The 15,712-nt window shown below is 47.7% G+C and carries 13 protein-coding genes; 5 read left to right on the top strand and 8 right to left on the bottom strand.

From position 1 onward, the window contains the following. Positions 1 to 116 precede the first annotated feature (116 nt). Positions 117 to 1,181, bottom strand: coding sequence for an FAD-dependent oxidoreductase (locus LC073_RS17965; RefSeq protein WP_226648697.1), 1,065 nt, complete (start codon positions 1,179 to 1,181; stop codon positions 117 to 119). Positions 1,182 to 1,462: 281 nt separating this feature from the next. Between LC073_RS17965 and LC073_RS17960 the strand changes: the two genes are divergently transcribed. Together LC073_RS17960 and LC073_RS17955 are read left to right on the top strand one after the other, a co-directional pair. Beyond that, complete coding sequence (locus LC073_RS17960; RefSeq protein WP_226648696.1) at positions 1,463 to 2,092, top strand: LysE family translocator; 630 nt, start codon at positions 1,463 to 1,465, stop codon at positions 2,090 to 2,092. Positions 2,093 to 2,259: 167 nt separating this feature from the next. Then, entirely contained in the window at positions 2,260 to 2,616 is a 357-nt protein-coding gene (locus LC073_RS17955) for a DUF4870 domain-containing protein (RefSeq protein ID WP_226648695.1), read from the top strand. A 184-nt stretch (positions 2,617 to 2,800) separates the two neighbouring features. Here the strand turns inward: LC073_RS17955 and LC073_RS17950 are convergent, their stop codons facing one another. The 6 genes from LC073_RS17950 to LC073_RS17925 form a co-directional block, all read right to left on the bottom strand. After that, complete coding sequence (locus LC073_RS17950) at positions 2,801 to 3,571, bottom strand: reprolysin-like metallopeptidase (RefSeq protein WP_226648694.1); 771 nt, start codon at positions 3,569 to 3,571, stop codon at positions 2,801 to 2,803. A gap of 231 nt (positions 3,572 to 3,802) precedes the next feature. Next, entirely contained in the window at positions 3,803 to 4,480 is a 678-nt protein-coding gene (locus tag LC073_RS17945) for a hypothetical protein (protein WP_226648693.1), read from the bottom strand. A 797-nt stretch (positions 4,481 to 5,277) separates the two neighbouring features. Further along, positions 5,278 to 5,757 (bottom strand): hypothetical protein, encoded by a 480-nt coding sequence (locus LC073_RS17940; protein ID WP_226648692.1) that lies wholly within the window; start codon positions 5,755 to 5,757, stop codon positions 5,278 to 5,280. 405 nt (positions 5,758 to 6,162) lie between these two features. After that, complete coding sequence (cobN, locus tag LC073_RS17935) at positions 6,163 to 10,113, bottom strand: cobaltochelatase subunit CobN (protein WP_226648691.1); 3,951 nt, start codon at positions 10,111 to 10,113, stop codon at positions 6,163 to 6,165. 2 nt (positions 10,114 to 10,115) lie between these two features. After that, the gene (locus LC073_RS17930; protein WP_226648690.1) at positions 10,116 to 10,463 is read right to left on the bottom strand and encodes a DUF2149 domain-containing protein; all 348 of its coding nucleotides are present in this window, start codon (positions 10,461 to 10,463) and stop codon (positions 10,116 to 10,118) included. Then, positions 10,463 to 10,993, bottom strand: a complete 531-nt coding sequence (locus LC073_RS17925) for a MotA/TolQ/ExbB proton channel family protein (protein WP_226648689.1) — start codon at positions 10,991 to 10,993, stop codon at positions 10,463 to 10,465. Before LC073_RS17925 ends, LC073_RS17930 begins: the two co-directional genes overlap by 1 nt. Positions 10,994 to 11,218: 225 nt before the next feature. Between LC073_RS17925 and LC073_RS17920 the strand changes: the two genes are divergently transcribed. Then, positions 11,219 to 13,390, top strand: coding sequence for a TonB-dependent hemoglobin/transferrin/lactoferrin family receptor (locus tag LC073_RS17920; RefSeq protein WP_226648688.1), 2,172 nt, complete (start codon positions 11,219 to 11,221; stop codon positions 13,388 to 13,390). 285 nt (positions 13,391 to 13,675) lie between these two features. On the opposite strand, the gene LC073_RS17915 is transcribed toward LC073_RS17920, so the two are convergent. Continuing rightward, a complete protein-coding gene (locus LC073_RS17915; protein ID WP_152453968.1) occupies positions 13,676 to 13,882 on the bottom strand; it encodes a DUF2905 domain-containing protein in 207 nt (68 codons plus the stop codon). A gap of 119 nt (positions 13,883 to 14,001) precedes the next feature. On the opposite strand from LC073_RS17915, the gene LC073_RS17910 reads away from it, so the two are divergent. Then, complete coding sequence (locus LC073_RS17910) at positions 14,002 to 14,715, top strand: NUDIX hydrolase (protein ID WP_226648687.1); 714 nt, start codon at positions 14,002 to 14,004, stop codon at positions 14,713 to 14,715. A gap of 67 nt (positions 14,716 to 14,782) precedes the next feature. Then, the gene (locus LC073_RS17905; protein WP_226648686.1) at positions 14,783 to 15,706 is read left to right on the top strand and encodes an ADP-ribosylglycohydrolase family protein; all 924 of its coding nucleotides are present in this window, start codon (positions 14,783 to 14,785) and stop codon (positions 15,704 to 15,706) included. Positions 15,707 to 15,712: the final 6 nt, after the last annotated feature.

Genomic DNA, 15,712 nt, shown 5'->3' with positions numbered 1-15,712 from the left:
ATGGCCTCCTTATAGAACTTGCCGGTTCATGGAGGCCATATTTTTACTCTGCACGCCGGAACGGCAGAGCCCTGTCAAGTCTCACCGCCAGAGGCGGTGGTTTACCTATGTGTTAATTAAATTTCCATTAAATGACGGATATAACCGCGACGCATTGCGGGCACAACCTCAATAGTTTTGGCTAGGACCCATAACCCACATTTCATCATAAGGTTGTTCGAAGTTACTATCTTCCGGGCAAATTCAGTTTTCTTGATTACTTCTTTAGCTATTTTGTGGCGCTCACAGGCATATTGCTCAATTTCCCCTCGAAAAATAGCCCTGGCTGCGGCCACAGCATCAGCAATTCCCAGATTCATTCCCTTGCCACCAACCGGAGAATGACAGTGGGCCGCATCTCCAGCAAGTAAGACCCTATTTTTATAATAGGTTTCCGCCTGTCTGACCGATATCTGGAAACTCCCCTGGCTATGTATTTTTTTGATATCGAGTGGCTGTAGAAGGACGGAAAGCGCATCTTCTTTGGAAGAAACCACCCTGACACGCCCTTGCCCAAGTGGCAAAATAATACTCAGACTGTTACTTGGCTCCTGTAAGTTAACCGTGACCAAGTTGGGAGGCATGTACCCGTTTACCTCTACATCGGCAATCGACCACCTCTCTGGTAAATCTAGTCCAGGATACCCTATCCCCATTTTCTGGCGAACCAGGGAGTGGACGCCATCAGCACCAATCACCCAGTCAAACGATTCCCTATGGTGATTGGAATATTCCACTATTGCTGAAGAATTTTGGCTAGTAATATCGGTTAATTGCAAACCGTACTGCACATTAACTCCCCGCTGCCTTAGCACACTAGCCAAAACCGCTTCTGTTCTATTTTGCGGGAAAAAAAGTCCAGTCTTCCCCAGGTATTCCTTAGAGGTAAAGTCGAGAAACAATAAGCGCCTTCCATTTCTCAAATACTGAAGCCCCCGCATCGGTACCGCTTCAGAAAATAAATCTGCAGAAACACCAATACTACTGAGCAGGTCAATAGTAGAAGGGAAGATACCAACGGCACGAGAGAGCTGGGTAGGCTGGCTACGGCGCTCAATGATCTGGCAATCAATGCCTTGCAACGATAATGCACAAGCGGCAGTTAGGCCCGTTGTCCCCGCCCCAACAATCAAAACCTTCATCTGTCACTCACCATCAACGGACTTCTCTAAAGCATAGAAGAGCCCTCTTTAAGCATCATCTCAGCAAATTGGTACAAATAACATATCTATTGATATTGCGTGAGATCACTCTGTGGATGCTGATGCTGTTCATCTGTTAGCCAACTTAGAGCACTTATGTGAAAAGAGTCATAGGCTCCGAAAGGTTGCCTTGGTGAAATCACATGATATCTATCTAAGGGATGAGTTGCGGTCATTACAGCTATAATGGCGCCCCAGAAAATTTCTCTGGAGTTAATTTAATGCCCGAATTTCCGATTTTAGTAACGTTCCTTGGCGCATCTGTCCTGCTGGCAATCTCCCCTGGGCCGGACCTACTATTAATATCAACTTACTCGGCAACCCGAGGTCTTATCGCTGGTTTTTTGCTCAGCATGGGTGTATTTCTGGCGGGGCTAACGCAAACGTTGCTGGTCGCCTTTGGTCTCGGGCATATCATGCAGACTATTCCCTTTATTGCCCTGGCGGTGAAGATACTAGGAGCACTGTACTTGGCGTGGCTGGGGATTAACTTAATACGCCAGTGGCGTTCCAATTTAGGGAACCCTCAACGCCAAGTAGCCATTGAGCCTCTCAGCGCCCCACAGCTAATCACCAGAGGGCTGATCAACAACTTAATGAACCCAAAGGCTCTAGTATTTTTCAGCCTATTTTTACCGCAATTTACTAGTTCTGCCCAGCCCTTCACACAGCAAATACTGCTACTAGGGTTTCTCCTCAGCACTATTGCACTCACTGTAAACACAGTAATTTCTTTCTCTTTTAGCAGACTGAAGCAGACACTGAGCAATCAATCAACATTCCATCGGCACTTCGACGGTTTTTTAGGTGTGGTTTTCCTCGGCCTGGCTGGTCGCCTGGCGTCAGAATAGTGAGGGCTAGGAATGGGTGAATGGGTGAATGGGTGAATGGGTGAATGGGGAAATAATCAACAAAAAAAAGTAAGTGCGAGGCAACTTGCCACTAAAACGAGTAAGTGGCTATGATCCACTCAGTAAAGACAGAACTTTGAACAGTTAATTAACAAGAGTATGCAGTAATGGATAGTTACAAACCATGGGGATTAGAAAGAAACACCTTTCTAATGCTTTTACATCTGAGCCAACTGGCCTGGATTATTATTCCCGGAGCTGGATTTGTATTACCTGTCATTATGTGGGCAACCACCAAAGATCAGGTCACTGAAGTTGACCGCCATGGCAAGATGATTTTCAACTGGATGATCAGCCTATTTATCTACTCCATCGTGAGCACTATTCTAATAGTCCTGGGCATCGGTCTTTTGGGGTTAATTGCTCTAGCCTTAATCAATGTGATCTTTATTCTAATCGGAGCTATTCGAGCCAACGATGGGATATTCTGGCGCTACCCTATCAGTATTCGCTTTTTTAAATAAGCTCAAAGAAATTCTCTACCTTTATTCAGAAGGTATTGCCAATTAGCTTGTCGCTTTTCAAATAGTGGAATTGAAAGCCAGGGAAAACCCTGGCTTTCTTCTAGTCGATGACTAGAGGCGCAAGCTGAGGCTAATAGGTACAATAGCCAGCATGCTGTTTTTATCGTATAGATAAAGCGAGTTATTAATAGTAACCAGCAATATCGTCAACGATTGGGCCAAGAGCTTTATAAGCATTAGAGATATCTCTGCCGCCAGAGCGCTCGCCACAAGCCAGGCCACCACACTCATTCCAATCGGGATCAGAGAACCAATCGTACTGAGTAACGTTGGAGCCGTACATCCAAGGGTAAGCCATAATGGTGGAGAACTTGTTGTCTACACCATGACCCATACCATAAGAGTAAACGCCACCAGTAGTATCACCCTGCTTGGTAGAGTGAGTCAGACCCATGTTGTGGCCCAGTTCATGCACGAAAGTGTTATATCCACAGTCAACACCGGTCACACTGAAAGCACGATCTTTGGCACTGCTATACATGGTGCCGTTGCTGCCCTGGCCAACCCAGGCAATACCACAAGTGATGTATGTACCACCGTTTTCAACAACTTCTTCTGCTTTACCCAGGAAAACCACCATGTCGGCTTTCTTGGATGAGCGCCAGCTCTTTACAGAACTGTGGTCAGTAATCAGGTCCAGGGTGGATTCGTTTACACGGAAGTCAGAACTGGAAGCTTTCCAGCTATCAACCAGATTCAACTGGATATCGATGCCATTTCTTTTGTAAGAATTGTTGGCATAGCTGATGTAGTTGTCGATTTTAGCAGAAATGTCACCAGTGTATTCCGCAGCCGGAGTGGTGTACATAATAGCGATATCAACAGTTTTAGCGCTTGCTACACCAGAAACGGTGAGAGCTGCAATAGCAACCGCCAGGCTTTTCTTAAAACTCATTATAGACTCCTTTTATTATAAGTAGTGCATAGGCTACTTTTAACAACCAATGAATTAATTGGCTGCCTGATAGTATGTTAGCTATATGCTATTAATACCCTGACTCGACTAAAAGATCGTCCTGAATTTTTAACCGCCTGTGAAGATAAACTTCCGGTATCCGCAGGATTTACATCAGCTCTCCTTAGCTTGATTATCGATTTGAAGGATTACCTCCAATCAATTCTTTTTTTACTCAAAATCATTCAGAGGAAAATCTTTATCATTCCATTTTTTCTCACGCGGTGCATCAGATAACAAATCTTTATCATGCTTCTCAACATGATGTTGTATCAGGGCACCGTTAGGAGCAATCCATGCATAACCATCCCGGGCCTCCATAGTATATGAGCCAGCGGGAGTGTTTAACTGGGCATAAACAGAATTCTTACCGATAGTAAAGGTGGCCCCGTGCAGTCGGGCTTGTCCAAGAAAATTCACCTGCAAACTTTTATTTCCACTAGCATGGAGTTCGACTTCGCCTACCTGGGCATCATAACTTCCATCAATACCGGGCAAATCAATATCGATATAGTCCCCAACTTCAAGGCTCCTCAGCTTTTCTACATCGAGTTCCAAATAGGTTTCACCATTAAGGTCCACAGGTAGGAGCCCATTTTCGTGAAGCACTTCTTTTGCTAACTCTGATTCTGTCCAAAGTGATTTCTCAGCCGTTTCAATTTCCCCTTCAGGAACAGAAACGTCTTCAGCCACTTCCGAAGAAGCCGTTTTAACCGGAACCTTATCAATCACCATTTTAGGTTCAGGCAACTTGGCAGATTCACTTTCTGGTGCGGGCTGATTTTTCAACCAGAAAAAATAACCTGCACCTAAAACCAGAACCAATACAGGAAATGCCAACTTCTTCACGGCTCACACCCCAAATAATTATTTATCTAAAACGCCCTAAAAAAAGGCACAAAAAAACAGCTTTTTGATCCCTTGCACCAAATAAGGATGAGGTAAGAATTGAGATAACCAAGCCGCCCCAGTGGAGACGCGCTATAGTACCAACCCCTCAAAATTTATTTGGAAAGCACTTCACAGAAGAAAGTAAAAACCAAAAAATTTTTCACTTCGTGTCCCACAAAAAATAATACTCTTAGAGGGACAGCCGTAAGTCATCTGGCGCGACCGAAAGTTCAAAAAAATTTTCAAAAAATTTAACATCGACACCAAAGGACAAGAACCAGAGAGGTATTCAAAAAAACTATGCAGAAATTTATCAGGTGGTGACGCCTCAGCACCAGATAAAATTGAGTAATTTTTGAGCCACCTCTCATTTGTAGCCACCCATTATTTAACGAATTGAAAGAAATCACACCTTAACCGTGGTCTTCCAACATCAAACGTCTAAAAACTCTCGTGACAGAAATCATGCCAATGCTGAGAACTACTTTTGAAAAGCAGCTGGTGCTCTACTACAAATTTCAAACTGTGAATCATCCTACAAAATCCAACCTGCAAAAATTCAGCCAAAAAACACCAAGGAATTTCCTAAATAATTTTTAGCATGCTCTCGAAACATCAAGATATACATCGCTTTCCAATATCAATTCAATTTTGAAAAACCTGAAAATTAAACTACTACAAACTGAACCACCAGAGGCCCCTTCAAGTTTTTTATCTTTATGCGTCATATTGGTTTTCATCTCCCCTACTGGCATTCACAACAAAAACCTGCCGCAAGTTTTGAGAGAGCATTTGAGCCCAGTAATATCAGCTGACCCGCACTCGGGGCCGCCCTTCTTTAACTGCGCGCTCACAAACACAGGGCCAACACACAGACCCACACCTGTTTGGATGCGACTTAAACAAGAAAAAAACAAGAGTATCCACTTCAGATAAACGGCCGAAGGAGATGAAAATAAAAAACGAATTGATGCAAAAGCCAGACAAAGCATTTTCAACAAATTTCTTGGCCTTTGACGAAAAAATTTGTCAGAAAAAACTGGATTCACATTTTGGAAGTGACGAAGGTCCAGAAAAGACGCTTTAAGAAAACTGGTTTCAGTTGGAACTATTTTTAGACTGGGCGCTTCAGGTTTACTTTTTCTATAACATACGTTGCGCCACTTTGCCCCACCTTCCCATGAAGGATGGGTACAATTATAGAAGGTGGCAAAATCGGAAATTTGTTTTACCATTTTCTTTTTACCGGGGAAATTTTTTCAATCCGAGCTTGATAACTCAGATAAGTGCTGCAAAATTGAGCACCCCGTCACGTTAAGACTTAACCCTTCTTAACATTCTCTCTACTCTTGAGACGCTTTACGCCGACTTCCACGCAATAATTTTTCAAAATTTTTTCACAAAACTGTCAAAAAGAGCTTCGCGCTGATCGGACATCACCTCAATCTTTTACCGTCGCGCGCAAGAGATAACGACAAGATCAGCGAACTTATGCGGTGATTTGGGCTGTGAGCAACAGGGAATACTATCGATAAGAGTCAGCAGAAAAAGTCAGCGGGAGTTAATACTCCCGCTGACTTTTGGAGAGTTGGAAAGTTTTATGATTGCTTAGAAAATCCAGTGGATAGCCAAGTTTTTTTCTAAGCGTGAGTAACCCTTTGACTCCATGCATCGAAAGCGCGATCAAAAAACACACTAAAACAGCCAGCCAGTAAAATTCCCAGGAGAATCAGCCATAAAAATTTCTGAGACTTTTCCTGAGCACTTGGCTTCTCAACCTGCTCAAGCTTCTGGCCACTCACTTGCTGAGGCGCTACAGTACTTGCGGCGGGGCTACCCACCACTTGGCCATTGACTAATGGGGCAAGACCAAAACCAAGCGCTTGCTCGCCAATAAAGTCAGTAAACTTCTCATTGTCTGTTGCGATATCGTGTTGATTGGCAAGTTCGATGTAAGTCTCCACCATTTTCTTAAGTGTTTCGGCATCGGCAGGCCAGTAGCCCTTGCGCACTGCTTCCAGCATGCGCTCCAGCATTTGTGCCAGCGCTTCCGCATTGTGCTCCTCAAAGAACTCACGCATATCCATTTGGTATTTATCCTCCACGTAGACCTCAAACATCTCTTGCCATTGGTCGTCGCGGATAGTTTCTGGGGTCATCACTTCCCAGCCCCACATGTTGTTCACGCGATCCAGGATTGCCGTTGCGCCGGCATAGCCGGATTCCTGCATCGCTTCAATCCAGCGGGGGTGGAAATAACGGCTGCGCATTTCCTGATTGACAAACTCTCCTAAGGTCTGGGTTTTAATGTTGTCCTTACGGCGCAAGTTGGAGACATACATCTCCGGTGTCTTGCCGTCTAGATTACGCACCGCAAGCCCCATACCACCAAAATACTGGAAAGGGTCGTCATTAGTCATCATTGCGTAGAGGTTGGTGGAGCGGGAGAAAATCACCCCATCGATGCCGGAAAGTACCTTGCCATAGAGTGCAACATTGCGTTGGTCTTCGCTCCAACGGGATTCATCCTTGCCATAGGCAAAGCCCATGCGGCGCATATACAGGTCGGCCAGTTTGTCGTCTGTCTCCCAGCTGTCGGAAGCCAGGCTGGCGCCATTCAGGCCCGTACCATAATTTCCACTTTCATTGGAGAAAATGCGCACAGAGGAAAGATAGCGCGCGTCCTCTTCAGAACTACCTTCTTCCTTTAGTTGCTGAAATAGGGACTGGCTGTGACGATAGACAAAATTATTCTCCTCCTTCATCTGCGCCACTTTATCGATGGCTTCCGCCAGCCACAGCATCACATTAGGGAAAGCGTCGCGGTATAGGCCGGTAGCAGAGATCACCACATCAATACGAGGGCGCTTTAATTCTGAATAAGGAATCACCTCAGTTCCGGTAACATTACCCTGCTGATTCCATTTGGGTTTGAGACCCAGCGCATGCAGTATTTGCGCTTCCAACGCACCTTGGTGACGCATCGTCTCCAGGGACCAAAGGGAAAATGCCAGCTTATCCGGGAAGCCACCGTGCTTTTCCCGGTAGTCTGCAATGGTCTGCTCCATCAGCTGGACGCCGGCTTCATAGGCTTCCTTGGATGGCACCTTAGCCGGGTTAAATCCAATCAGGTTGCGACCGGTAGGCACCGCCTGCGGGTTGCGAATAGGATCACCCCCATAGCTCACTGGAATGTAATCACCGTCGAGCGCCAGCATCAGGTTTTGCAGTTCAGCGATACCGGCAAAGTTATCGGCATAATCCCGGCCCTGCTGTAGGTGATTTTGCAGCTCTTCAGAAAGCTCCGGCAACTTTCGTCCAGCCAGGTAAGCATCCAAAAGCTGATAACCCGGCTGCGCTTCTAGGGCGACCACATTGCGCTCATCCAGCACCTGATCCTGCGGCAAAGCCAGGCCCTGTTCGCTCTCATATTGGCCTGCGGCGGAGATAAAGTTTTCACCTAACATTTGCAGCATGGTACTGGTGAGATGTTCTGACTTGGGCAATTGACCAAAACGATGGATGCCCAGCGACTGGCTCATGTCAGCCAGCTGGGACAAGTGGTCCTGAAGACGGCTGAGCTGGCCATCGAAATCAGCCTGCAGGGTTTCGACGCTGATTTCCAGATCCTTAAGCATGTTCAGCTTGTCCGCCAGGGCGACAATGCGCTCCCGGGTATTCAACCGGGTTTGCCCTTCTTCCAGAGTCAGGTAATTACCAATCAACTCAGAGAGTTCAGCCACTTCGGCATAAAGACCCGCTTTAGCGAAGCCCGGTGTCAGGTGGCTGATCATGGTCGCGCGGCCGCGACGCTTGGCCTGCATGGCCTCGCCCACATTATCAATAATGTAGGGATAGAACACCGGGATATTGCCCAGGGCCAAATTTGGCGCGTCGTACACAGAGAGTCCACGCTCCTTGCCCGTTAGCCACTCCTGGGAGCCATGAGTGCCCAAGTGAATATAGGCATCGGCCCCGAAAGTTTTGCGCGCGTAAAGATAAACCGCCAGATAAGCATGATTTACCGGCGTTTTCATATCGTGATACAGGGAGGCATGATCTTTGGCATTCTCCGCGCGCACCCCCTGTGGCAGCACAATCAGGTTACCCAATGTCATACGTGGGATTACGAACGCCCGCTCACCGTTATGATCTGCCAACATGGAGTTATCTTCCGGATTACCCCAGCGTTCCACAATGGGATCGCGCACAGAAGCCGGCAAACGATTAAACCAATCGACGTAGGTGGAAAGTGGCATCCAGTCAGCCAAACCTTTATCAATCAGTGCAGTGCTGTCTTCACGGCGATAATAGGGGCGCAGCAATTGGCCGGCCCAACCAATCAGGGTCTTGGAGTCCTGCTGCTTTATTTGATAGCCACGCTCCGCCATGGCTTTGGCGATAGACTCAATAGAAGAAGGTACATCGAGGAAGGCCGCACCAATATTTTTCTCACCGGGAGGGTAGTTCCAGATAAAGGTAGCCACCTTTTTCTGACTATTTTTCTTGTAACCAAGTGAGGCATGGCTCCAGGCGCGCTCCACCAGCGCATTGAGCTGGTCTGCCATTACAATCTTATTGCCACCTTCACTGGCGGCGACAATTACCGGATCGATACTACCGGTATCTTCAGGCATTACCAGGAAGAACGGGGTTAACGAAGGAGAAACCCCACTATTATCGGCAAGGTAATCCGCTTCACTGCCCTCGGTATAATTCAGGGCGTGAATCACCGGGACACCCAGCTTCTCGAACTCTGCGCGACGCTTACTCACATAATGGAGGGAGCGGTAATTGATCATCAGATCAATACGCGTTTGCCCCGCTTCGTCTTGCAGTAAATCCGGATAGGAAAGCGGCAGATCTTCTCCTTCAAAGAAAAAAGCAAAAGCCTTAGCGCCTTTCTCTTCCAGGCCAGCTAAGACTGCATCCACCACCTGCTGCTGCTCGTAATCCACCACCGAGCGATGAATAGCTACCGCAATAACCGGCTGGTCTGCAGATGCCTGCAGCCAATTAAAAAACGCCTCTTTACTATCCGTCACCAGATTCGGCAGGCGCGGATGATAAAAGCCCACTTTTGGCACAATAATTGGCTCAGCTACAGACAGCGCAGAGAGACCAAAGATTTTGGCGGAGAGGAACTGCATCAAATGCCGGTAGTTCTGCCGCCCAGCATTATTGAAATACGCAGCGATGGATTGATGCTGTTCAGAAGTCAGCCCCTGATTCATAGAGGCGTTATCGGCATCCCCCAGGGCAACCACTGGCACTTTGGGGTACTGGGTTAGCAGCGGCTGGTATTTACCAAACATAAATTGGGAGAGTGCCGGATTGATACCGTCAAGCAACACCAGGCTGGAAGATCCCCAGGCCTGTGCTATCTGCTCTTCACTCTTCCCCTTGCTATTAAATATCTCCAGGGTAAACGGCTGGTCCGCTGCCAAATCAGATAACAGCGCTCCTTTGGCTTTCGCGGTATGGCTGGACATCATCAGCAAAACTTTGGGTTTATCGCTGGCCTGCACCATCACCGTAGTGAAGGCTACTAGCACCAAGCATGCTAACTGCATGCAAACCTTTTTCAACATCGCTATTTACCCCCCGCTGCCTGGTCTTTAGCGGACTCTTCTTTTCCTTCCGGCACATAGACCAAGCTGCCATCGGCCATCTGGTAAGCAACACCAGCACGAGTGCCCTCTCCCGAGCCAATTTCGCCAGTGGATTTGTACTGCTTAATTTCTTCCCCATCTTTTACGATGACTTCCATATTGGGCTCGCCAGCATTCTTGATCACCGTGACCTTTTCATTGGAAAACACGTTTAATGGGTTTTGAGCGATAGCGATGAGCAGTGCAGCAATAATCACCAGAAAGACATCAATCAAATTAACTGCACTCAAAATCGGGTTGAGCTCTTCATCTTCATCCAGGAAGCGCATCAGGCAACCTCCTTCAATTTCCGAATGTTAATCAGCTCAGCGGCAAACCAACGCTTCTTTACCGAGGCAGGCCAGAAAGTCAGGGTGGAAATTGCGAGGCCCCAGATCACAGCGGCAAAAGCGATAATCAGGTTTTCACTGATCCCCTGGATATTGCCATCGGCCAGGGCACGCAACGCCGGCCCCATAGGAATCATGGTGGCGATCAAGCCCAGCATGGGCGCGATGCGAGTGGCCATGCGCAACATTTCCAGTTTCTTCAGCGCAAATACTTCCAGCTCGTCATCACATGCCAAAGGATGTCGCACGTAATAATTGTGCACCTGATAGCCGGGCAGACCCTCTTTCCGACCTTGCTTTAAGGCCAAGCTATAGGCACCTGCATTGCGGCGGCGCAGCATCCATAGGGAGAGAAAGCGCCCCGTTGCGTACAACGAGTAAACAAAAAGAACCAGAATCGCCAGTAGAACCGGGGCCATAAACAAGTCGGCCACATCCGCCATCAGGTTCTCAATTATCGAAATATTCATTGCAAGCCTCCTCAGCCCAGCACTTTCGCTCTGTATCAATGGCCGCGGAAACTAGCGGAACTCCCCACTAACGTCAAATTTAATCTAATTGATACTGATTCGCATTTAGCTTTACATTAAGAAAATCATCCATATAATCCCCTCCAGCTGATAGCCGAGCTGATTTATCTCACCTCCAGCTAACAGACAAAGCTGAAGTACAGAATTCACCCCAAGGACAACACCATGAAACTTCGCCCTCTCGCAGCGGCCTTACTGGGCTTGGCCTCCGCCACTAACCTGCAAGCCGGAACCTCAAGTTCGGCTGCCAGCAACGACCTGGAACTGATCGTTGTCAGTGGCCGCGCGGAAAAACCGCTGAAAGATGTCGCAGGAAGCGTTTCTGTTGTCACCAATGATGAAATTGAACAGCTGCAGCTGAACGACATGAACCAGCTGTTCCAATACGAGCCCGGAGTGGAAGTTACCGGTGCCGCCGGCAGCGCACAAAATATCCTGGTACGCGGCATGGGTGGCGATCGGGTACTGATTATCAAAGACGGTATGCGGGTTAACGAGGGCTATGGAGCCAATGGTAAAAATGACATCGTGGGCCGCGGCTTTATTGAAATAGATACCTTGAAACAGGTAGAGGTGGCCAAGGGCGCTGCGTCTTCTTTATACGGTTCTGACGCACTGGCCGGCATCGTGGTATTCACCACCAAAGATGCCAGCGACTACTTAGAGGATGGAGAGCAGTTCGGCGGTGCGATTAAAACCGGATACACCGGTATTACCAATCAATCACACATCTCCCCTACCCTGGCTCTTCGCACCGGCAACTTTGAACAACTGCTGCATACCACCTTCCGCGATGGCGAAGAGCAACAAAATTTCGACGAGAATCAGGACCCCTTCGATATTGAATCCAAGAGTCTGCTCTACAAGGCCAAGTACAACTTGGGCGGCGAGGACTTTGTCAGTTTCAGCATCGATCACTGGAATCAGGAAAGCACCGGTAACAGTGCCGATGGCCTGCTTCACTACTTCCGTGGACTGGCCGATTACGGCTACAGCATCGTCAAGGAAGAATCGAACTCCGACAAAGAGGTCCGCGCTTACCAACTGCGTTACCACAGCGAGACCCCTAGTGCAGTCTATGACCAACTAAATATCAGCCTGTATAAAAACGAATCCGAACAGCAAGACGAGCAGTATGGCCAGCTGGACATCAATGCCCCGATGTTCGGAGTTCTTGAAATTCGTGATATGTGGGAAACTGGCCTTTATAGCCAAGAGACTATTGGCTTCCTCTCCAATGCCAGCAAGGCCCTGAATGAGACTCACACCCTGGGATATGGCCTCGATCTAGAAAAAACCGAAAGCCGCCGTACCGTTCACCAGTACCGCGAAGTGGAAGGCAGTTCCACCCTGGATGTGACTACCGAAAAATTCCCGGAAAATACCGTCTCCCGCGCGGGCTTATTCCTGAACGATGAAATGACTTTTGCCAATGACCAGCTGGTTGTAACCCCAGGGGTACGCTACGACTGGTACGAAATGGACCCCGATGGCGCAGAGAAAGCTGACGGCACAGCCTTTGCCACGATCGAAGAGAGCAACTTCTCCTTCAATCTGGGTGCCCTATATAAAATCAACTCCCGCTTGTCTGCCTTCGCGCAGTATGGTCAGGGATTCAAAGTACCGGCCTATGATCTGGCCTATATCGAGCATTACCTGCAACCCACTTCTACCTATGCTTATGAAGTATTGCCAGCGGACGACCTGTCTCCTGAAACCAGCGATACTTTTGAGCTCGGCCTGCGTGGACACCTGGGCCCCATCGCCTTCAGCGCTGCCGCCTTCTATACCGAGTATGATGACTTCCTCGAAACAGCACTCATTGACAGCGAAACTTTCTTTAACAACGATGGCAGTTTCTCGCACGTATTTGAGCAATACCAATACCAGAATATCGACTCTGTGACGATCAAAGGGGTTGAACTGAGCGCGAATTGGTATCTATCACCTGCATTCGAGCTATTTGCTAATGCCAGCTATCAACGCGGTGAAAACGATACTACCGGGGAATACCTCAGCAGTATCAACCCGCTTTCCGGTGTAGTGGGTGCTAGCTACACAAGCGCGCAGCTTTCCAGCCAAGTGCTAGTGCGCTGGGCGGACCGCATGGAACGCGTCAATGAAGGCGAAGTAAAGACTCCAAATTACGGCTCTGTAGACTGGACGCTGGGCTATCAGTTGATGGAGCAGGTATCGCTCAACCTGGCCGTCAACAATCTATTCGACAAAGAGTATGTGCCCTACCTGAATGTCGCTGGCTGGGATGAAGGCAGCGATATCTACGTAAACTCTGCTCCGGGCCGTACTTTCTCTGCATCGCTCAAGTACGACTTTTAAAGTTCATATTTTGATTATTAACCAGGCGAGATAGTGGACGCCAGGTTGATGCGGCGCAAGGAAGCGTCGTCGCTGGTCACGGCCAGCAAAGCCCCTGAAATACAAGTCACTCTGCGCTTTTGCGCAATTTCAGGGGCCTAATCACACAGGTCAAGGATGACCTTTTTTTGATTAGCGGAGAATGCACGCTCCTCTTCTCATACTCTCCTAGTTCATACTCTCCTATAAGTCCCTTGCGGCCGCCCCCATGCGGCCTTTTTTTATTCTCTTGCATCAATACAATATTTACCTGCGAAACAGGTTAATTAAGAGGCTTAATATCAGGCTAACAATAATCATCGAGACAATGGGAAAATAAAAACGCGTGCGCCCAGATTCAATACGAATATCCCCCGGCAACCGACCAAACCAATTAAATAGCCAGGGGGCAAAGTGCAGTGCTACTCCTATTACTAGAAGAATCAACCCAGTAATCATCAGCCAGCGTGACATAGTGCCCCTCTCATTTTGCTCTATTCAGGCTCCAAGAAAAATTTGTTTACTCCTCCAACCCCTTGAGTACACAGGGCTAGGCAGCTACCATAAGTGACCAACTGACACTTAGTGAAGCAATGAACGAGAAAGAATTCCTCGCCGCCTACAACAAGGGTAGCTTTGAAGCCCCTCTAGTTACCGTAGATGCCGTCTTGTTTACTTATCAAGATGGACAACTCAAAGTATTGCTGGTGGAACGCTCCAATCATCCCGAGAAAGGGAAATGGGCGCTACCGGGCGGTTTTATTTCCGAGAACGAAGATAAAACCCTAGAGGATACGGTCACCCGAAAGCTCAAGGAGAAAACAGGGGTTGTCCCTCCTTATGTTGAGCAGCTAGGTACCTTTGGTGGCGCCTGCAGAGATAAGCGGGGCTGGTCTGTAACCATCTGTTACACGGCTCTGATCGCTCACCAGGCCTGTGAAAGCAAATTAGAAACGATCTCCGATGTCGCCTGGCTTCCTATCGAGAAAGTCAAGAAAATGCACTTGGCCTTTGACCATCTCAAAATTATCAATAAGGCACATGAACGCCTTATTCAAAAGGCTCTTTACAGCATTATCCCCGCCTACGCACTGCCAAGGAAATTCACCCTGCCCGAGCTTCAACAAGTGCACGAAGTCATTATTGGCAAGCCTCTACAGAAAAAGTCTTTCCGCAGGAGAATTGAGCAGGCGGAACTTCTGGCAGATACCGGTGAAAAACGTACTGAGCGAGGTCGTCCAGCCACGCTGTACAGTTTGCGTGCCGGCTCTGGGAAATATACGTTTGTGCGGAATCTGGAGCAATAACCCTACCCGATGGCCACTGATTTAATTTAATCATCACACTCAAGCAGATTTAAGAAGGATTTTGCACGTGAATATTGAAACACTAGACAAAGTAAAAGGCTGTTTAGTCGGACTCGCTTGCGGTGATGCCGTGGGCACCACGTTGGAGTTTAAACGCAAGGGGGATTTCACCCCTCTTTCGGATATGGAAGGTGGAGGTCCATTTGGATTAGAAAAAGGGCAATGGACCGATGATACTTCCATGGCGCTCTGCCTGGGGCACAGTTTACTCCAGAAAAAAGGCTTCAGTGCAACTGATCAGATGAATCGTTACTGTAATTGGTACCAGTATGGGTATATGAGCTCTACGGGTGAGTGTTTCGATATTGGTGCAACAGTTTCATCCGCTCTAAATCGATACCTGCAAACAGGTGATCCTTTTAGTGGTTCAACATCTACTCGCTCGTCAGGTAATGGTTCACTCATGCGCTTGGCGCCAATTCCCATATTTTTTTCTTCAACAGTTTCAGATGCTATTTATTTTGCAGGGGAAAGCTCCAGAACCACTCATGGCTCGGACGAGTGCATCGAAAGCTGTAAATTGTTCTGCAACCTTATACTTTCCACATTTAATGGCATCGAAAGAAGCAACCTTCTAAGTTCTATCGAACAAACACCAACTACCGGAAAGGTAAAAAACATTGCCAGTGGGCAATTTCTAGACCAGCGCTATGAAGAGTTGACCGGAAGTGGTTACGTGATTGAATCCCTGATATCAGCCCTTTGGTGTTTTTTCAATACCAATAGTTTTCGGGAAGCTATTCTTTTGGCCGCCAATATTGGCAACGATGCCGATACAACGGCGGCCATATGCGGACAAATAGCCGGAGCTTACTACGGAGTTTCTGGAATACCTGAGCAATGGACCCGGCAAATTTCTTTGTCGGAAGAAATTCACACCTTGGCAGAAGATCTCTATAAGGTTGGGCTATCAGTCGCCAATGAATGGTAAAGCCGG

This window comes from Microbulbifer variabilis, from assembly GCF_020524905.1.
GTDB lineage: Bacteria > Pseudomonadota > Gammaproteobacteria > Pseudomonadales > Cellvibrionaceae > Microbulbifer > Microbulbifer variabilis_A.
This window is presented reverse-complemented; position numbering and strand designations above follow the sequence as displayed.